The sequence below is a fragment of the Providencia sp. genome, from assembly GCF_003533305.1.
GTDB lineage: Bacteria > Pseudomonadota > Gammaproteobacteria > Enterobacterales > Enterobacteriaceae > Providencia.
This window is the reverse complement of the sequence record NZ_DOEH01000001.1, coordinates 16,493-36,393: the sequence shown is the minus strand read 5'-3', so window position 1 is coordinate 36,393 and position 19,901 is coordinate 16,493. Positions and strand designations below refer to the sequence as shown.

The following is a 19,901-nucleotide window of genomic DNA, read 5'->3' as shown; positions in this document are numbered from 1 at the left end:
AGCCACAGCAGCCACAGCAGCCAAGACAAGATAGCTTATTTCACCCATTCTTGGTACGTAATGACCAGCCATTACCGAAACCAACAACACCGATGCCTTCTTTGGATTTATTAGCTCGTCCGCCAGCGCAAGAAGAGCCGGTGGATATGTTCAAATTAGAACAAACTGCGAGATTGATTGAAGCACGATTAAACGATTATCGGGTTAAGGCTGAGGTCGTAGGTTTCTCTCCAGGTCCTGTTATTACTCGCTTTGAACTTGATTTGGCACCAGGGGTTAAAGCTGCTCGAATTTCGACATTATCAAGAGACCTCGCACGTTCATTGTCAACAACCGCAGTCAGGGTGGTTGAGGTCATACCGGGTAAACCTTACGTTGGTCTTGAATTACCGAATGAAAAACGTCAAACCGTTTATTTAAGTGAAGTATTAGATTGTGATGACTTTAGAAAAGACCCATCGCCACTCACTATTGTCTTAGGTAAAGATATTGAAGGTGAGCCAGTTGTTGCTGACTTGGCTAAAATGCCACACTTATTAGTAGCAGGGACAACCGGTTCGGGTAAATCTGTTGGGGTCAATGCGATGATCCTCAGTATCTTATATAAATCTAAACCTGAAGATGTTCGTTTTATTATGATAGATCCAAAAATGTTGGAGCTTTCTATTTATGAAGGTATCCCACATTTATTGACAGAAGTTGTAACCGATATGAAAGATGCAGCAAATGCATTGCGTTGGTGTGTCAATGAAATGGAACGTCGCTATAAACTCATGTCTGCGCTCGGGGTACGTAACCTTGCCGGTTATAATGATAAAATTAAAGCTGCTGCGGATATGGGGCGCCCAATACCGGATCCACATTGGAAACCAAGTGACAGCATGGAAATCGAACATCCAATGCTGAAAAAAGAGCCATATATTGTGGTGATGGTGGATGAATTTGCAGATCTGATGATGACTGCGGGCAAGAAAGTTGAAGAACTGATCGCTAGATTAGCGCAAAAAGCACGTGCTGCGGGTATTCACCTTGTCCTTGCAACACAGCGACCTTCAGTGGATATAATTACTGGTTTAATTAAGGCTAATATCCCAACGCGTATCGCTTTTACAGTTTCAAGTAAAATTGATTCACGTACTATTTTAGACCAAAGTGGCGCTGAATCTTTGTTGGGGATGGGGGATATGCTTTATTTGCCACCAAACTCATCAATTCCTGTGCGAGTTCATGGTGCATTTGTGCGAGACCAAGAAGTCCATGCGGTCGTTAACGATTGGAAAGCACGTGGTAAGCCACAATATATCGATAATATTACAACCTGTAGCGATGATAGCGAAGGCGGTAGTGGTTATGATAATGGTGAAGAAGAACTCGACCCATTGTTTGATCAAGCAGTAGAGTTTGTAGTTGAAAAACAAAGAGTTTCAATCTCTGGTGTTCAGCGTCAATTCCGTATTGGTTATAACCGCGCAGCGCGCATTGTAGAGCAAATGGAAGCTCAGCAAATTGTCAGCGAACCGGGGCATAATGGTAATCGTGAAGTATTGTCTCGACCTTCAATGGGGCATTAATCGTTTTATTGAGTGTGAATAATTTACCCCTTCAATTGTTGGTTTAACTCAAGGGGTGTATAAAGATATAACGCCTCTTGAGGTATAAATTTAAGGTCTTTTTTCGATGAAAAAAATGATGTTATTAGGCGCATTAGCCTTTAGTTTAAATATTGGCCAAGTACTGGCTGATGCGAGTCAAGACCTTCAGGAACGACTGAATAAGGTCAATAGTTTTCAAGCTAGCTTTTCACAAAAAGTCACCAGTCCTGAAGGTGATCTTATCCAAGAAGGTGTGGGTGAGCTATGGCTTGAGCGACCAAACCTATTTAATTGGAATATGACATCACCAGATGAAAGCGTTTTAGTCTCTGATGGTAAAAATCTTTGGTTTTATAATCCATTTGTTGAACAAGTGACTGTTACCAACTTATCTGATGCTACGCAAGATACGCCATTTTTATTAATTACACGTAATGACCCAAGAGATTGGAAGCAGTATTCCATTATTCAGCAGGGTAATACGTTTGATTTAAAACCAAAGCAAACCAATGGCACCTTAAAAGGCTTTTCGATTACCGTTTCACCTCAGGGTACTATCGAAAAATTTGCAGCTGTTGAACAAGACGGGCAAACCAGTGCTTATCAGTTAAAAGAACAAAAAAATGGTCATGTAGATCCAAGCAAATTTAAATTTACAGTGCCAAAAGGCGTTACGCTAGATGACCAACGCTCAGGAACTAAATAGTAGTAAGAGGAAATAGTGGGCAACCTGTCTCTCGATTTTTCACAGAACGAATTTCAACCTTTGGCTGCGCGTATGCGGCCAGAGTCACTTGAACAATATATCGGACAAAAACATTTATTCGCCGAAGGTAAACCTTTACCTCGTGCAATAAAATCCGGTCACTTACATTCAATGATCTTGTGGGGACCTCCGGGAACAGGTAAAACGACATTGGCCGAGATTATCGGTCACTATGCACAAGCTGATATTGAACGTATTTCTGCGGTAACGTCGGGTATTAAAGAAATCCGAGAATCAATAGAAAAAGCACGCCAAAATCGAAGTGCAGGGCGTAGAACAATTCTCTTTGTTGATGAAGTCCATCGCTTTAATAAAAGCCAGCAAGACGCTTTTTTGCCTCATATTGAAGATGGTACGATTACGTTTATTGGTGCCACCACAGAAAATCCTTCCTTTGAATTAAATTCAGCCCTCTTATCACGTGCTAGAGTTTATTTATTGAAGTCATTGGATGAGAACGATATTGAAGAAGTGCTTTTACAGGCCATGGGAGATGCTTCTCGAGGCTTTGGTGGACAAAATATTATTCTACCGGATAGCACAAGAAAAATGATTGCTCAGCTGGTTAATGGGGATGCTCGACGTTCTCTTAACTTACTTGAAATGATGGCTGATATGGCAGAATCGGATAGCCATGGTCAGCGTATTCTCACAGCTGATCTGCTCAAAGAAGTTAGCGGTGAGCGCACGGCGCGTTTCGATAAAAATGGTGACCGTTATTATGATTTAATTTCGGCTTTGCATAAATCCGTGAGAGGCTCAGCGCCTGATGCGGCATTATATTGGTATGCAAGAATTATTACCGCAGGCGGTGACCCATTATATGTCGCTCGCCGTTTGTTGGCGATTGCCTCTGAAGATGTGGGGAATGCAGATCCTAGAGCAATGCAAGTGGCAATTTCTGCTTGGGATTGCTTTACGCGTGTTGGCCCTGCGGAAGGCGAGCGAGCCATTGCTCAAGCTATCGTTTATTTAGCTTGTGCCCCGAAAAGCAATGCAGTTTATACCGCTTATAAAGCGGCGATTAAAGATGCGCAAATGCAGCCGGATTATGATGTACCGGAGCATTTAAGAAATGCTCCGACAAAACTATTAAAAGAGCTGGGAGCTGGAAAAGAGTATCGCTATGCTCATGATGAATCAAATGCTTATGCCGCGGGAGAAAATTATTTTCCAGAAGCAATGAAAGCAACGCGTTATTATTATCCAACCAAACGTGGGCTAGAAACTAAAATCGCAGAAAAACTAGACTGGTTAACCCAACAGGATCAAATTAGCGCCACAAAACGCTATCGCTAATGTGGGCAATGCGGTAAGGTTATAATGTAAAACACATTACTTTTACGTATAGTGCTAGAAGGCACTATATTATTAAGTACTATCAATAACTAACAATGATCACAGGATAAGCATGCTCGATCCCAATTTACTGCGTACGGAGCTAGACGCGGTTGCTGAAAAACTGGCTCGCAGGGGTTTTACCCTCGATGTGGAAAAGCTGCGTGAATTAGAAGAACGCCGCAAAGTTTTACAAGTTGAAACTGAAACACTGCAAGCAGACCGTAACTCTCGATCGAAAACTATTGGTGCAGCTAAGGCACGTGGTGAAGATATTGAGCCATTACGTCAGGAAGTTAACCAGCTAGGTGAGAGATTGGATTCCGCTAAGGTGGAGTTAGACAAACTGCAGCAAGAAATTCGTGATATTACATTAAGTATTCCGAATATTCCTGATGACCAAGTTCCTGATGGTAAAGACGACTCAGAGAACCTTGAAGTTGCACGTTGGGGTGAACCTCGTAAGTATGACTTTAAAGTTAAAGATCATGTTAGTTTAGGCGAATTATCGGGTGGCTTAGATTTTGCGGCTGCGGTTAAATTAACTGGTGCTCGTTTTGTGGTGATGAAAGGGCAAATTGCTCGCATGCACCGTGCACTGGCTCAGTTTATGCTTGATTTGCACACAGAACAACATGGTTATCTTGAACTTTACGTTCCGTATCTTGTTAACCACGATACTCTGTATGGTACTGGTCAATTACCTAAATTTGGTGAAGATCTTTTCCATACTAAGCCTCTTGAAGAAGAAGCGGATAGCAGCACTTATGCATTGATCCCAACGGCAGAAGTTCCGGTAACTAACTTGGTTCGTGATGAAATTTTGGATGAAGAATCACTTCCTCTAAAAATGACAGCACATACACCTTGTTTCCGTTCTGAAGCTGGCTCATATGGTCGCGATACTCGCGGTCTTATTCGTATGCATCAGTTTGATAAAGTTGAGCTTGTACAAATTGTTCATCCAGAAAAATCTATGGATGCATTGGAAGAGCTAACTGGCCATGCAGAGAAAGTTTTACAACTACTGAACTTGCCTTATCGTAAAGTGCTCTTGTGCACAGGTGATATTGGCTTTGGTTCACGTAAGACTTACGATCTTGAAGTCTGGTTGCCAGCACAAGATACGTATCGTGAAATCTCATCTTGTTCAAATATGTGGGATTTCCAAGCGCGTCGTATGCAAGCTCGTTTCCGTGGTAAAAACGATAAGAAACCTCAACTGGTTCATACGCTGAATGGTTCAGGACTTGCTGTTGGTCGTACTCTAGTCGCAGTACTTGAAAACTACCAATTAGCCGATGGTCGTATAGAAGTACCAGAAGTATTACGTCCATATATGAAAGGCTTAGAATATATTGGTTAATATCGTTATTTGCTTATCAGCAACGTATAAATAACCCATATTTCAAATCAAACCGTCACTTTTTAAGTGGCGGTTTTTTATTTACCAACAAACGTTATCCTTCTCAGTTTTTTCCTGACTCCTCCTAACTATTTTCCATATAGGTATTTATTATAAGTACGATTACGCTTGCGTGATAAATTAATAGCTTGTAGAGAATATAATGGAAATAGTAATCGGTGTTTTTTTATTAGCAGGGTTCATTAAAGGGGTGATTGGCTTAGGGTTACCAACCATAGCCATGGGGTTGCTGAGTATAACCATGGAACCGATAATCGCAGCAAGTTTACTTATTATTCCTTCATTTGTGACTAATATCTGGCAACTTTGCATTGGGCCTAAATTTGGGGTGTTAATCAAGCGATTTTGGCCTTTTATTGTGGGCGTTTTTATCGGGACTTTTTTTAGTTTTTTACCACCATTGACGTCAGACTCTTCATGGACACTACCCTCATTGGGAGTCATGTTGTCTATTTATGGAATATGGGGAATTACTGCAAAAAGGTTACCTGTTATTAATCGTCATTCTGAAAAAAAGCTTTCGCCTATTATTGGTTATCTTACTGGTGTAATAACTACCGCTACGGGAGTTTTTGTGATCCCAGCTGTTCCTTATTTACAGTCACTTCAATTAAATAAAGATGAATTAATTCAGACTCTTGGTTTAGCATTTACTGGTTCTACAATTGCATTGGCTATACAGCTTTTATTGAGCCAACAACTTGGTGGTATCAATTATTTATTATCGGCTATCGCGTTAATACCTGCGATTATTGGAATGTATATAGGACAATATTTACGAAGTAGAATCAGTGAAATTATGTTTCGCCGATGTTTTTTTGCTGGATTGATCTTATTAGGTAGTTACATGACATTAGAGTAAAAAATACTTTTAGTTAGCAATAAACTGAATAAACTCATTGGTGTATTCGGGGAGTTCGTTGAAATTTCGGGCACAGATGACTAATTTACGTTGTGCCCAATTATCCGTGAGAGGGATAGCTTTAGTTGTTTGAGAATCGGAAAACCGGTTAGCGGCATATTTTGGAATAATGGCAACACCTACACCATTACTGACTATTTGCATAATAGCATCGATGGTTGGCATTCTGACTCTGTAGCTTAGGCGCTTACCGAGTTGTTGGGCATGTGCATCGATATGTTTCTGTAAAGTGATACCTTCAGTTAAGCCTACAAACTCGGCTTCAGCAATATCAGCAAAAGAGATGTTTTTGCGTTGTGCCCATTGGCTATTTTTATGAGCGAAAACAATTAGTTCATCGTCACAAAGTGGGTAAGTTTCTAATCCTCTTAAGTCAGTAGAGTCGGCCACAATACCTAAATTGGCAAGGCGATTTTTAATTGTGCTCACTATATCTGAACTCGACATTTCTTTAACAGAAATTGACATGTTTGGCTGTTGTTGTAAATAAGCGCCAACTCGTTTAGGTAAAAATTCCATTTGGGCGGATGAATTGCATAAAATATTAATATGACCTCGTAAGCCTTGGTTATATTGCCTTAATTCACTGCGCATATGTTCGAATTTTTGCAAGATAACATGCGCATGTTCAGATAATGAATACCCTGCGTTTGACAATGAAATACCTTTCGTTGAACGAGTGAACAGCAATACACCTAACTCATTTTCCATTCCACGGATACGCTCACTTGCTGATTGTAACGTCAAATTAGATAACGAAGCGCCGCCAGTAATACTCCCTGCTTCTATCACATTTAAAAATAAACGAAGGTCAGTCATATCAAAACGCATAACAATGAATACTCCATTTCTAATGAAAGAATATTATTGGTTTAGTTAACAAGGTTTAGTGTATCAAGAGAGGGAAAGTATGATAAGAAAAAGCGGTAATAATTTAATATTCCCGCTTTGGTGTATCTTTTATTAATCTAATTTCGTACTTTAGATTAATTTTATCTTATTGAATAATAGAATTATTCTGTGGTGCTTGAGTGTTCATTTTTGCTGTTTCCGCAAAGAATAAGCTGCGGTAGCTGCTGTAATAAGCCACATACATAATAGGCATAGAGATTAATAAACCTAAGCCTAAAGGAATAACAGAAATAATAACCAAAATGGCCAGCACGATAAAGAATAGGATACCCGGTAAGATATTTTTCTTAACAGCCTGTAAGCTTGCAGAAATTGCCTCGCCTACTTTGAATTCGTGGTTCATGATCAGAGCAGGTGCAAACCAAGTTAATGCCGTACCCACTAATGCAGCAATACCCATAACGATAGCTGCAATAGCGAATGTGCCAGAAGAGGCAAAAATAGCCGCATCTGAAGGGCCACCGTATTGATCAGCTTCCATCATGAGACTAAAAATAGCAGAACCACCAATAATAAAGGCGATTATCATTCCAACAAGATTAGCGGCGAAGTTAATTGCACCAACAGCAAATAATGCACCGAATTTTTGCTGGAACCCAGCAAATAGTAAACCAATTTCTGCTTGACCTGTTTTACGTTGATTTTCACAAATCGCAATGATACCACCAAGAAAAATTGGGGTAATGAAAGTGATCAGTAAATTTAAAAATGGGATCATGGATACGATGAAGATAAGGGCAAATAATACGATGTTGATTAAGACCCACATTCCCAATTTTTCTTTAACGAGAGACCAGGATTGACTGATCCAGTTAACACCTTCACCTGCATCAACTGCACGTGGTTGGTTAAGAAAAACCAACGTATCAACGGAAGGCGTACTTGTTGGTGCAGGGGAGTTGCCTGCATTAAAATTGTCATTATTCATGATAAAGAAGGAACCTATTAGTAGTATAAAAGTAGTAGTGTGAAAGCAATATTATTAATTTTAAATGAAATTTAGAAATTATTCTGTGTAAAATCGATGCTATTAATACTAAAAGTCATCAACACTAGTATGTCGATATGCGGCAGCATTATAAAGCAGACTATTCTGGTAAGGTATGATTGATTAAAATTTCCCTATATAAACTATATTAATAGTTTATATAAAGTTAGCACAGAATTTTATAAAGTTTAGTTGTAATTAATGGGGAACTTTAAGTTATAAATTCTTATTCAATGAGATTAAAACTCATTAAAAGAGCTATTAATTATCATTGTTAGTATTATTTTTTATGTAATGGGTTAATTGCTATCCGAATTGGAAGAGGGAAATGGCAGTCATGCAAACGGATTCTTTATTGCAGCCGATATATTTAGTGAGTAGTGTGTTGTTTATATTCAGGGAGTGAAAGTGTTCTAGGCCCTATACAGAGCCTAGAAATAATTTTAATAAATAACCTTATGGCCATAACTTTCAAGGATATTTTTTACGCGTTCCATGACTTCTTTGGATGGTGGTTTTACACCATCTAGCTTGTACTCTTCACCCATGGTTTCCCATTTATGTTTGCCGAGCTCATGGTAAGGCAATAACTCAAATTTTTCGATATTAGTCATATCTTTGGTAAATTCACCTAATAAATGCACCGAATGGTCATCATCGCTCCAGCCTGGCACAACCACATAACGGACCCAAGTTTTTTGATTACGTTTTGTGAGATAGCGGGCAAACTCAAGGGTACGATGGTTCGATACGCCGACTAATTTTTGGTGAATATCATCGTTAATTTGCTTTAAGTCAAGCATGACTAAATCGGTTACATCCATCAGCTCATCGATAACCGGATCGTAACGACGTACAAAGCCATTGGTATCTAAGCAAGTATGAATATTTTCTTGTTTGCAGGCGCGGAACCAATCACGAACAAATTCTGCTTGTAAAATAGCCTCACCACCAGATGCCGTAACGCCACCGCCAGTTGCATTCATAAAATGGCGATAGGTGACAGCTTCTTTCATCAGTTCTTCAACCGTCACAATTTGGCCGGTATGAGTGTCCCAAGTATCGCGATTATGGCAATACAGACAGCGCATTAAGCACCCTTGAAAGAAAACGATGAATCGTATACCAGGACCATCGACCGTACCACAGGACTCAAAAGAGTGGATGCGGCCAAATGTCGCAGGAGGGGCTGTTATTGAAAGACTCGTTGTCGGGATAGTGTCAGCAGTTGGTATTATATTTTTTGTCGACATAGCAGGAACTCCAAAATATCCGTCATAATTTAAATTGTTGGATGATTAGCTGTGCTCAATTAAGTTACTTGGCTTACATACTGATGTATGTTTTTTCAAGCTATTTTTGTTTACCACTAACTACAATTAAATTATTTCGGTATAGCTAAAAAAGCCCCAAAAATCAGGGGCTTTTAATTTATTTTAACTTCTTAAGCTAATTATTACATTGAACTTGTGAAAGTACGAGTAATAACGTCTTGCTGTTGTTCTTTAGTTAGTGAGTTAAAACGCACTGCATAACCAGAAACACGGATAGTCAATTGTGGATATTTTTCAGGATCTTCCATCGCTTCTAACAGCATTTCACGATTCATTACGTTGACGTTTAGATGTTGACCGCCTTCGATAGATGATTCGTGATGGAAATAACCATCCATCAGACCCGCTAAGTTGGTTTTACGAACATCATCATCTTTACCTAGCGCATTTGGTACGATAGAGAAAGTATAAGAGATACCGTCTTTTGCGTAAGCAAATGGTAGTTTAGCAACTGATGTCAGTGACGCTACAGCACCTTTTTGGTCACGACCATGCATAGGGTTAGCACCTGGTCCGAATGGCGCACCTGAGCGACGGCCATCTGGTGTATTACCCGTTTTCTTACCATACACAACGTTAGATGTGATAGTCAGGATTGACTGAGTTGGTACCGCGTTACGGTAAGTATGCAGTTTCTGAATTTTCTTCATGAAACGTTCAACTAGGTCACAAGCAATATCATCAACGCGTGAGTCATTGTTACCGAACTGTGGATATTCGCCTTCAATTTCGAAATCTACAGCGATACCGTCTTCGTCACGGATAGGCTTAACTTTTGCATATTTGATTGCAGACAATGAGTCAGCTGCAACAGATAGGCCAGCGATACCACATGCCATTGTACGATATACATCACGGTCGTGTAGTGCCATCAGAGATGCTTCATAGCTATATTTATCATGCATATAGTGAATGATATTTAGCGCAGTGACATACTGAGTTGCTAACCAATCCATAAAGTGGTCCATGCGATCCATTACAGTATCGAAATCAAGGACTGCATCTAAGATAGGTGCATGTTTAGGACCAACTTGCATTTTCAGTTTTTCGTCAATACCACCATTGATGGTATACAGCATGGTTTTCGCTAAGTTAGCGCGAGCACCGAAGAACTGCATTTGTTTACCAACAATCATTGGGCTTACGCAACATGCGATAGCATAGTCGTCATTGTCGAAATCTGGACGCATCAGGTCATCGTTTTCATACTGAACTGATGAAGTATCGATAGAAACTTTCGCTGCATATTTTTTGAAGTTCATAGGCAGTTTTTCTGACCACAGGATAGTCATGTTCGGCTCAGGAGAAGGGCCCATGGTATACAGTGTGTTCAGGAAGCGGAAGGTACTTTTGGTCACTAAAGTACGACCATCAAGACCCATACCACCTAATGATTCAGTTGCCCAAATTGGGTCACCAGAGAACAGTTCATCATACTCAGGAGTACGTAAGAAACGTACCATACGTAATTTCATGACCAAATGGTCAATCAATTCTTGAGCTTGTTCTTCTGTAATTTTGCCTGCAGCAAGGTCACGTTGAATATAAGTGTCTAAGAAAGTCGATACACGACCAAATGACATTGCTGCGCCATTTTGTGATTTAACTGCGGCTAAGTAACCGAAGTAAGTCCACTGAACAGCTTCTTGTGCGTTAGTTGCAGGAGCTGAGATGTCGTAGCCATATTTAGCAGCCATCTCTTTCATTTGACCCAGTGCACGATGTTGTTCAGCAATTTCTTCGCGCAATTGGATAGTCATTTCCAAATCGTCGCCTTGCTCTAATTTAGCTTGCAACGAAGTGAATTGACTGAATTTGTCTTTCATCAGGAAATCAATACCGTATAGCGCAACGCGACGGTAGTCACCAATGATACGGCCACGGCCATATGCATCAGGTAAGCCTGTTAAGACACCTGATTTACGACATTTTAAAATGTCTGGAGTATAGACATCGAAAACACCTTGGTTATGTGTTTTACGGTAGTCAGTAAAGATTTTTTTCAGGCTTGGATCTAATGTACGATCGTAAGCTTTACATGAACTGTCAACCATTTTGATACCACCGAACGGGATAAGACCACGTTTCAGAGGTGCATCAGTTTGAAGGCCAACAATTCGTTCTAATTCTTTTGTGATATAACCAGCATCATGGGAAGTGATAGTTGAAGCAACATCTGTATCAAAATCAACCGGAGCGTGAGTACGGTTTTCGATTTTGATCCCTTCCATGACTTTATCCCATAATGCATCTGTTGCTGGGGTAGAGCCTGCTAAGAAAGATTCATCACCTTCATATGGAGTGTAGTTTTTCTGGATGAAGTCACGTACGTTCACGTTATTCTGCCAGTCACCTTGATTAAAACCTTGCCATGCTAAAGCGAATTTTTCATTTAACTCGGACATGATACTTTTACCTTTTAACAATGGATCTTTGTGAGATCTTAATGAATCTTTTGTGTGTTAGTAGCGATTAATGTTTTTGGCTACTACGTAAATGCATTAACCAATAAACTAGGCCGACTAATAAAGCGCCGCCAATAATATTTCCGATAGTTACTGGAATGAGATTTTCTGTAATAAAGTTTCCTACTGTAAGATGTGAAAACTGATCAGGAGACATATTGATCTGAGTCCAATACTCAGCAGGAGCAAATTCTTTAATCATGATACCAAGCGGTATCATAAACATGTTAGCGATACTGTGTTCAAATCCACTAGCAACAAACATTGCGATTGGCATAATTAAAACTAACAGTTTATCTGTCAAACTACGACCTGCATAGCTCATCCAAACTGCTAAACAAACCATTAAGTTTGCTAAAATTCCTAAAGCAACAGCTTCAACAAAAGTGTGATGGAGTTTATGACTAGTTGTTTGTAGTACATTCAATCCCCATTGACCATTAGCCGCTGTGTATTGACCCGCAAACCAAATCAGTGCCACAAAAAATAATGCGCCAATTAAGTTACCGATATAGACATTAAACCAGTTTAGCAGCATTTGCCCCCAAGTGATCTTGCCTGATGCTTTAGAAACAATAGTAAGTACAGTAGAAGTGAAGAGATCGGCACCACACACAACAACTAACATCAACCCAAGGGAGAAGCAAATCCCACCAATCAGTTTGGTAAAACCGAAAGGAGCCTCAGCCGCACCTGTTGTTGCAGTGATATAGAATACAAAAGCGATAGAGATAAACATACCGGCAGTAAACGCTGACAAGTAGGTAATTGCAGGATGTTTATTTGTTTTATAAACACCAGAATCATCTGCGACTTGGGCCATTATAGCAGGTGGTAATAAATTAAAAGGGTTGTCAGCTTTCATACCAACACTCTCTTACAAAGTTGATTAATTATAGCACGCAATTATAGTAACAAACGGGATAAGTGAGAAATTTGATATGGATCATAAACTTCATCAAGAAAACGTCCAAAATAGTGATGTAAATGTTAAAAATCATGTTAACTCAATGATATTTAACATAAAAATAAAGTTTAAAATTTATAAATATTTTTTAAAAACTGGATAAAAAGAGTTCAGCTAGGTAAATATATGCACTTAAATGTTAATTAATTACAGTGAATGTCGCGACTTTGATCATTAATTTAACTTATAGAAAGATAAAGGCCCTAAGGCCTTCATCTAATTTGGAATATCATGCATTGTTGCGTTTTGCTTTTTGCAGTTTTTCATAGGCTGCAAGTAGAGCTTGATGTGCTGGTAACGCTTTTAATTCATCATCAATAGCCCATAACCCATAGAAGCAAGATTCACCTGCAATTGCCGCAGATGCCGCGTCGACGGCTTCTTCACCATACATACGTACGAACGCAGGGTAATATTGCGCAGGGTTTCGCTCATCTTCTTGAGATAGCAGCAATAACGTCTGTAAACAACGATAGTAATTAGCACGTTGCGTTGTTAATACTGAACTATTGAAGTCTTGGGTCCATTCTACCCATGCGAGTGCTTGTTCAAGATCTCCGCCAGCAAGTGCTAGCATTGATTTTAATTCACCAATGCGCAGGTTGCTCCAGCCATTATCTTTACCGACAGCTAAGCCCAGTAGCTCACGTACACGAGTGAAATCATCTAGGCCGTCATCATCTAATTGCTCAATCAGTGCGAGATAATCCTCTTTTTTCCACTGGCTCTCAGGCAATGTCATAATGGTATCGCGTAAATAAGCTCCCATCGCATTATTGGCTAAATGAAGATCTTCAACTGGATAAATATCTGACATGCTAGGGACAAGTATACGACAGGCGTATACACCTAAATGGTTATAATCTGCGATGTAAACTTCAGCATCTAATGTATTGAAAATACTAATTAGTGTTGCAAATTCTTCTTGGGTAGTTCCTTTAAAGCTCCAGTCAGCAAATTCATAATCTGCATCTTCTTTAAATAGATCCCAGCTAATTAGACCGCTTGAATCAATAAAGTGAGTTTCTAAATTAGTATGTTCAGCAACTTCTTCATCATCAAATGTTGGTGCATTAAAGACATCAAGATCTTTTAGCCCGCGGCCTTGTAATAGCTCAGTAACGGTACGCTCAAGGGCGACACCAAAGTCAGGGTGTGCACCGAAAGAAGCGAAACAGCTGCCATTTTGTGGATTAAATAAGACGACACAAATAACAGGGAATTGCCCGCCGAGTGATGCGTCATAACAAAAGATAGGGAAACCTTCTTTTTCAAGGGTCTCAATTGATTCGACGATACCTGGATAACGCGCCATCACATCCGCTGGGATCGTGGGCAAACTAATACTTTCTGCAATGATTCGGTTTTTCACGAAACGCTCAAAGACCTCAGATAGTCCTTGTACGCGCGCTTCATTGGCGGTATTTCCTGCTGACATACCATTAGACACATACAGGTTCCCAATAATATTCATTGGGATATAAACCGTGGTGTTATCAGATTGACGCGTAAACGGCAGTGCACAAATACCACGTTCATCATTACCTGATTGTAGGTCAATGAGCTGACTCGCAGCTAGGGCATTATCAGGGTCATAAAACTTAAGCAAACGTGGGTCAAGGATACCTTCTGGCAGGCTATCATCGTCAGTTAATGGGAACCATTTTTCATTTGGATAATGAACAAAGTCACCTTCTGCAATGGATTTACCTAAATAAAAATCAGCAAAAAAGTAGTTTGTTGATAGACGTTCAAAGTATTCGCCAAGGGCAGAGGCTAATGCGGCTTTTTTGCTAGCCCCTTTGCCATTGGTAAAACAAAGAGGACACTCTTTATCGCGAATATGCACTGACCAAACGTTTGGTACAGGGTTTAACCAAGACGCTTCTTCAATATCAAATCCCAATTTTTTTAATTTGGTTTGAAATGCATCAATGGAATCTTCAAGAGCGGCATCTTTGCCGGGTATAAATGTTTGGCTCATTGTCAGTCACTTGTAAATAGAGTGTTTCAGGCGGCCTATGATACGGATTTTTACCGCTGCGCTCACGCTTTTTATTCATTTCATTAAAAATCATCTGAAAGCTAAATATTTTTCCTAAAATAATTATATAGCTCACAACAACAGTACGCTAAAACCACATAATAACAGCAGGTTATTTAATTAAAGGAAAATAGGATGAAACACAGAAATAAAACACTACTTGCTACGCTGATTTCACTGTTTGCCGCTTCAGCATTAGCACAGCCAAATATTATGGTGCTTGCAACGGGCGGTACTATTGCAGGCGGTGGAGATTCTGCCACTTCATCAAGCTATCAAGCGGGTAAAGTTGGTATTGATGCTTTAATTAATGCGGTTCCAGAAACAAAAAAAATCGCCAATCTCAGTGGTGAGCAATTAGTGAATATTGGCTCTCAGGATATGAATGACCAAGTGTGGCTGACACTTGCTAAAAAAATTAATCAAGATTGTGATAAAACGGATGGTTTTGTTGTTACACATGGTACAGACACCTTAGAAGAAACGGCATTCTTTTTGGATCTAACGACAAATTGTAAAAAGCCGATTGTATTGGTTGGAGCAATGCGTCCTTCTACTGCGTTGGGTGCCGATGGGCCTTTAAATCTCTACAATGCGGTCGTATTAGCATCTGACAAGTCCGCAGGAGATCGTGGAGTATTGATGGTGATGAATGATAAAGTCATTCAAGGTCGAAATGTGGTTAAAATGAATACAACACAAGTGCAGGCATTTGATGCGGTTAATGCAGGGGCAGAAGGTTTTATTCATGATGGAAAAGTGACTTTTTATCAAGCAGCGCAACCACGTAGTGATAAAGCGGCATTTGACGTCAATAAACTCGAAAAACTCCCTGCGGTTGGTATTGTTTATAATTATGCCAATGCATCCGCAGCGCCTATCAAAGCACTGAGAGAAGAGGGTGTTGAAGGTATTGTGAGTGCAGGTGTTGGTAATGGTAATATGTATAAAACTATTTTTGAAGCTTTAGCTAATGCGGCAAAACAAGATGTCGTGGTTGTGCGCTCAAGCCGTGTACCAACAGGTTATACCACGCGTAATGCGGAAGTGGATGATAATTTATATGGTTTTGTGGCATCAGAAAGACTTAATCCACAAAAAGCACGTGTATTATTGCAATTAGCTCTAACACAAACTAAAGATCCGAAACAAATTCAAGCCTTATTTGAGAAGTACTAATTTTTAACTGGTTTTTTATATATGAAGATCCGTAACAATATTGTTGCGGATTTTTTTTAAACAAATATCTATTATTGCTTATTATTTGTTATCAAAAAAAACAAAAAAATATCTAAATATACTTGTAGCACTAATAGATTTTGACTCAATTAGGTCAATGTGGTGATAGTATTTAAGCAATTATACTAATACTTAACAAATAAGATGGCTAAATAGCAATTTTTAAGCTTTATTTCTGATGATTGAATATTGTTTTATTCTGTATTTTCTCTATTAGTTTTCTCTTTATTATTCTTATATTTCAATTTATTAAGGCTTGTTTTGGCATGATTTTGTTACTGGCAATTTGTATTGCTAAATAATATTAATGTGTCATCGATCATGTTTTGGCAATAAAACTAATATCGATGTTGATAATTCGTGTCGCGAAAAATAGGCTAATAGCATCACAAATGACATCAGTTATTGTGAGTAATTAGATTCAAATTGAAAATTAAGTCGTATTTTGGCCGAACAATAATTCTAAAAAAATATTAGAGGAAATACAGAATGGTTAATAAATTTGTCAATCCTGGCAGGAAGTTGCTCGTCTTAAAAATAGCGATAGCAATGCTTCCTATTGGTTACCAACCTATAATGTACGCAGAACAATTTCTTGATGATTCAAAGCTAACAGGTGGATTGTATTATTGGCAGCGAGATCGTTCGCGTAAAGATTTAAATCCAAGCAGTGATAAATATAATAAATATGCAGATAACCTTAAGCACTCAACATTTAATGCCAATCTTGATTTTTCGTCTGGCTATTTTCAAGATGTAATTGGGTTGGATCTCGCTGCGTTTACAGCAATTGAACTATCAAATAGTGGTCCGGCAGCACCAAATGAAATCGGTTTTAGTGATGCAAGATCGCGTTGGGATGAAAAATATACTGGTGATAGAAGTGGTGTCAGTATTTATAAAGCGGCTGCCAAAATGAAATATGGTCCTTTCTGGGGGAGAGGGGGTTATATTCAACCGACAGGACAAACGTTATTAGCATCCCACTGGAGTTACATGCCTGGAACATATCGAGGGCTAGAAGTTGGTGCTGTTTTTGATTTTGAGCAAAATGGTGAGCTCAGCGCATCTTATATGTGGACTGACCGCTATAAAGCGCCTTGGTATACTGAAATGTATAATTTTAGAGAGGCGGATGGACAAACAGGGATCAGTTATTTACATGCAATTGGCTTTAAATATGATTTCAAAAACTCATTAGTGCTTGAGGGTTCTTATGGTCAAGCTAAGGGTTATATGGATCAGTATTTTGCTAAAGCATCTTATGCGGTTCCAATTGCTGACCGAGATTTACGTATGTCTTATCAGTTCTACGGTTCTGAAGATAAGGTCACTGATGGTGGTGTGAATGATGTTTATGATGGATTAGCTTGGTTACAAGCGATGACCTTAGGTTATACCTATGAGCAATTCGACTTTAAAGTGGAAGGAACTTACGTTAAAGCAGAAGGAAATCAAGGGTATTTCTTACAACGTATGACCCCAGGTTGGGCGACTTCAAATGGACGCATGGACATTTGGTGGGATGGCCGTTCAGATTGGAATGCGAATAATGAAAAGGCATTATATGCAGGTGTTATGTATGATTTGAAAAATTGGGATTTAGCGGGTTGGAAAGTTGGAACCTCATATATCTATGGCTGGGATGCGAAACCTAGTACTAACACGCAGTATGCACAAGATGTACGCCTAAAAGAGAGTGCTTGGAATTTTGATATACTGTATACCGTTCAAACTGGACGAGCAAAAGACACTTCATTTAAATTACATTTTACCAAGTATGATAATCATACCGATATTCCTAGCTGGGGTGGTGGATATGGTAATATCTTCCAAGATGAAAAAGATATTAAGTTTATGGTTATGATGCCATTTACTATTTTCTAAAATTAGCCTATTTGGTTTGAGTCACTGTCATAAATTAATTATGGCAGTAACTTACCAAAATAAGTGCTACAAAAACGATTAGCATATATATTAATAATCAATTTAATGAGCATAATAAAAAAATGCACTTATATCGATTAATTGTGGACTAACTAATAGTTAATTAAGCATAAAAAAACAAGATGAATGTTTGTCATCTTGTTTTTTATTTATAATATTATGTTTATAACGCTCATTATGGATATAGATAAAGGAGCCATTTGTTATAATGATGCAATGTTTTTTTCAGGTACTTCTTGTTTAATTTTATCTTTTAGTACAGTCACTTTTTCTGCCTGTATTGCTGCATTTTTTACTTTTGCCTGCCCTGATAATATGCCACCTTTTTTAATCGACAAACTGGTATATTGGATAACGCCGTGAATCTCACCATTGTTCTCGATACTAATTGAATCAGATAAGCATTCACCTTCAACTTTGCCATTAACAACGAGTTCTTTGCTGGTTATATTTCCGGTGACTTGACCATTTAACATTACTTTAACAGTATTATCTTTTCCTGTGATATTTCCAATCACTTTACCATAGATATGAACGAGTTCATTTGCCGTAATATTGCCTTCAAATACAACGTCTCTAGCAATTATAGTATTGGTTTTTTCTTCACTTACTGTCGGTGTTGACACGCCAGTTTGTTCTTCTCTCATTGGTATGATCTCTGGTTGAGTCGTTGATATGGCATTTTCTGGTGCTGATTTATTTTGTTTTCTGGTGAACATTTTACTTACCTTTTTCTGATTAAAGTATAAGACCAAGAACAGAATTGATAATACAAATGAAAATAGGCTCAGGGTAGAGCGACTAAAAATCCATGCTATCAAAGTAAGAAACCAGAAGAAAAAACTAGTATTAATAAAAAGATATGATTTTCTCATTACTTAATCTCTTACAAATTATTATAACGACTGAATAAAACATAAGGTAATTAGGTTACAGAAAGTTAACTTAATTCTATTGTTACAATTAAAATGTGTATTTATTTTAATTTTTTGAGTGTAGGATTTCATAACGCTAAGATAATTTAACTCTAATTTAGCGTATTGTGTGTAAGACTTTATTGGTATTAATTTTGTGTATATGAAGTAAACAAAATAAAGTGCCTTTAACGTATTATCCTGTGTCTTATGTATTAGTAAGGATAAGATAATTAGCCAATTAATATAAAGGATTTAAACTGAATTGCAACACATTATAGCTTAGCTTTATTTTTAACATTAAAGCAGATAATAAAAGTTATAAATTAAGTACTTAAGTCAACTATTGGTGCTTTTTACTGTTAGAGATAGATTAAATATATGAGATTCTTAAAAGGTGCGTTAGATGTTTTTTATGGCGCTAAATAAATGAATTTAAGCGTTGTAGTGATAAATAATGATGGCAGTTAGATGAGCTATATAAAAAAAATACCTGATAACTTTAGGCTATCAGGTATTTTAAGATTTAATCGTAACATTACTGTAACGTCATCGACATCACGATAAGTGTACTAAGTTATTCTTTTGCTTCATGTGCATCAGCATTACTACGGCAGTCATTACCATCGGTGCAGTGGCCATAGAGGTACAAGCTATGGTTAGATAGCTTAATTCCGTGGCGTGCAGCGATATTTCTCTGACGAGTTTCAATTGATTCATCAGTAAACTCAATCACTTTTCCACAATCCAAACAGATTAAGTGGTCATGGTGATGCTGTTGAGTTAATTCGAATACAGATTTTCCACCCTCGAAATTATGACGGGTGACAATACCTGCATCATCAAATTGGTTTAATACACGGTATACCGTAGCCAACCCGATCTCTTCACCAATATCAATTAGCTTTTTATAGAGATCTTCCGCACTGACGTGATGGCACTCAGGCTCCTGAAGTACTTCCAGAATTTTTAATCTAGGAAGAGTGACTTTGAGTCCAGCATTTTTCAATGCTTTATTGTTGTCTGTCATGCGGGTTTGTCCTGTAT

At 38.5% G+C, this 19,901-nt stretch carries 15 protein-coding genes; 7 read left to right on the top strand and 8 right to left on the bottom strand.

Annotated features, from left to right (window positions below; all coding sequences use genetic code 11):
• The 5 genes from DD649_RS00140 to DD649_RS00120 form a co-directional block, all read left to right on the top strand.
• A partial coding sequence (locus DD649_RS00140; RefSeq protein WP_294100242.1) for a DNA translocase FtsK occupies nt 1-1,571 on the top strand: 1,571 nt, incomplete at its 5' end.
• Between the two features lie 106 nt (nt 1,572-1,677).
• Nucleotides 1,678-2,298, top strand: a complete 621-nt coding sequence (lolA, locus tag DD649_RS00135; RefSeq protein ID WP_294100239.1) for an outer membrane lipoprotein chaperone LolA — start codon at nt 1,678-1,680, stop codon at nt 2,296-2,298.
• 15 nt (nt 2,299-2,313) lie between these two features.
• Entirely contained in the window at nt 2,314-3,657 is a 1,344-nt protein-coding gene (locus DD649_RS00130) for a replication-associated recombination protein A (protein WP_294100237.1), read from the top strand.
• A gap of 112 nt (nt 3,658-3,769) precedes the next feature.
• Nucleotides 3,770-5,062: a serine--tRNA ligase gene (serS, locus tag DD649_RS00125; protein ID WP_294100236.1), complete on the top strand. Its 1,293-nt coding sequence runs from the start codon at nt 3,770-3,772 to the stop codon at nt 5,060-5,062.
• 202 nt (nt 5,063-5,264) lie between these two features.
• Nucleotides 5,265-5,984: a sulfite exporter TauE/SafE family protein gene (locus DD649_RS00120; RefSeq protein WP_294100235.1), complete on the top strand. Its 720-nt coding sequence runs from the start codon at nt 5,265-5,267 to the stop codon at nt 5,982-5,984.
• 9 nt (nt 5,985-5,993) lie between these two features.
• On the opposite strand, the gene DD649_RS00115 is transcribed toward DD649_RS00120, so the two are convergent.
• The 6 genes from DD649_RS00115 to ycaO all read right to left on the bottom strand — a co-directional run bounded on the left by DD649_RS00115 (nt 5,994) and on the right by ycaO (nt 14,694).
• Nucleotides 5,994-6,875: a LysR substrate-binding domain-containing protein gene (locus DD649_RS00115; protein WP_294100234.1), complete on the bottom strand. Its 882-nt coding sequence runs from the start codon at nt 6,873-6,875 to the stop codon at nt 5,994-5,996.
• 166 nt (nt 6,876-7,041) lie between these two features.
• Nucleotides 7,042-7,884: a BPSS1780 family membrane protein gene (locus DD649_RS00110; RefSeq protein WP_294100233.1), complete on the bottom strand. Its 843-nt coding sequence runs from the start codon at nt 7,882-7,884 to the stop codon at nt 7,042-7,044.
• 503 nt (nt 7,885-8,387) lie between these two features.
• A complete protein-coding gene (gene pflA, locus DD649_RS00105; protein WP_294100231.1) occupies nt 8,388-9,197 on the bottom strand; it encodes a pyruvate formate lyase 1-activating protein in 810 nt (269 codons plus the stop codon).
• A 203-nt stretch (nt 9,198-9,400) separates the two neighbouring features.
• Complete coding sequence (pflB, locus tag DD649_RS00100) at nt 9,401-11,683, bottom strand: formate C-acetyltransferase (RefSeq protein WP_294100229.1); 2,283 nt, start codon at nt 11,681-11,683, stop codon at nt 9,401-9,403.
• 67 nt (nt 11,684-11,750) lie between these two features.
• A complete protein-coding gene (focA, locus tag DD649_RS00095) occupies nt 11,751-12,608 on the bottom strand; it encodes a formate transporter FocA (protein ID WP_294100226.1) in 858 nt (285 codons plus the stop codon).
• Between the two features lie 331 nt (nt 12,609-12,939).
• Nucleotides 12,940-14,694, bottom strand: coding sequence for a 30S ribosomal protein S12 methylthiotransferase accessory factor YcaO (ycaO, locus tag DD649_RS00090; RefSeq protein WP_336428487.1), 1,755 nt, complete (start codon nt 14,692-14,694; stop codon nt 12,940-12,942).
• A 195-nt stretch (nt 14,695-14,889) separates the two neighbouring features.
• Between ycaO and ansB the strand changes: the two genes are divergently transcribed.
• The gene (ansB, locus tag DD649_RS00085) at nt 14,890-15,933 is read left to right on the top strand and encodes an L-asparaginase 2 (RefSeq protein WP_294100222.1); all 1,044 of its coding nucleotides are present in this window, start codon (nt 14,890-14,892) and stop codon (nt 15,931-15,933) included.
• Between the two features lie 609 nt (nt 15,934-16,542).
• Complete coding sequence (locus DD649_RS00080) at nt 16,543-17,880, top strand: OprD family outer membrane porin (RefSeq protein WP_294101322.1); 1,338 nt, start codon at nt 16,543-16,545, stop codon at nt 17,878-17,880.
• A gap of 263 nt (nt 17,881-18,143) precedes the next feature.
• Here DD649_RS00080 and DD649_RS00075 read toward each other — a convergent pair whose 3' ends face one another.
• Nucleotides 18,144-18,659, bottom strand: coding sequence for a polymer-forming cytoskeletal protein (locus tag DD649_RS00075; protein WP_294100220.1), 516 nt, complete (start codon nt 18,657-18,659; stop codon nt 18,144-18,146).
• Nucleotides 18,660-19,431: 772 nt separating this feature from the next.
• Nucleotides 19,432-19,884: a ferric iron uptake transcriptional regulator gene (gene fur / locus DD649_RS00070; RefSeq protein ID WP_294100219.1), complete on the bottom strand. Its 453-nt coding sequence runs from the start codon at nt 19,882-19,884 to the stop codon at nt 19,432-19,434.
• Nucleotides 19,885-19,901 lie beyond the last annotated feature (17 nt).

Bases quoted from the DNA above. Each gene is read 5' to 3' on its own strand.
- DD649_RS00080 (WP_294101322.1), top strand. From the start codon at position 16,543: ATGCTTCCTATTGGTTACCAACCTATAATGTACGCAGAACAATTTCTT.
- pflB (WP_294100229.1), bottom strand. From the start codon at position 11,683: ATGTCCGAGTTAAATGAAAAATTCGCTTTAGCATGGCAAGGTTTTAAT.
- ansB (WP_294100222.1), top strand. From the start codon at position 14,890: ATGAAACACAGAAATAAAACACTACTTGCTACGCTGATTTCACTGTTT.
- lolA (WP_294100239.1), top strand. From the start codon at position 1,678: ATGAAAAAAATGATGTTATTAGGCGCATTAGCCTTTAGTTTAAATATT.
- DD649_RS00075 (WP_294100220.1), bottom strand. From the start codon at position 18,659: ATGTTCACCAGAAAACAAAATAAATCAGCACCAGAAAATGCCATATCA.
- fur (WP_294100219.1), bottom strand. From the start codon at position 19,884: ATGACAGACAACAATAAAGCATTGAAAAATGCTGGACTCAAAGTCACT.
- focA (WP_294100226.1), bottom strand. From the start codon at position 12,608: ATGAAAGCTGACAACCCTTTTAATTTATTACCACCTGCTATAATGGCC.
- serS (WP_294100236.1), top strand. From the start codon at position 3,770: ATGCTCGATCCCAATTTACTGCGTACGGAGCTAGACGCGGTTGCTGAA.
- pflA (WP_294100231.1), bottom strand. From the start codon at position 9,197: ATGTCGACAAAAAATATAATACCAACTGCTGACACTATCCCGACAACG.
- ycaO (WP_336428487.1), bottom strand. From the start codon at position 14,694: ATGAGCCAAACATTTATACCCGGCAAAGATGCCGCTCTTGAAGATTCC.
- DD649_RS00110 (WP_294100233.1), bottom strand. From the start codon at position 7,884: ATGAATAATGACAATTTTAATGCAGGCAACTCCCCTGCACCAACAAGT.
- DD649_RS00120 (WP_294100235.1), top strand. From the start codon at position 5,265: ATGGAAATAGTAATCGGTGTTTTTTTATTAGCAGGGTTCATTAAAGGG.
- DD649_RS00115 (WP_294100234.1), bottom strand. From the start codon at position 6,875: ATGCGTTTTGATATGACTGACCTTCGTTTATTTTTAAATGTGATAGAA.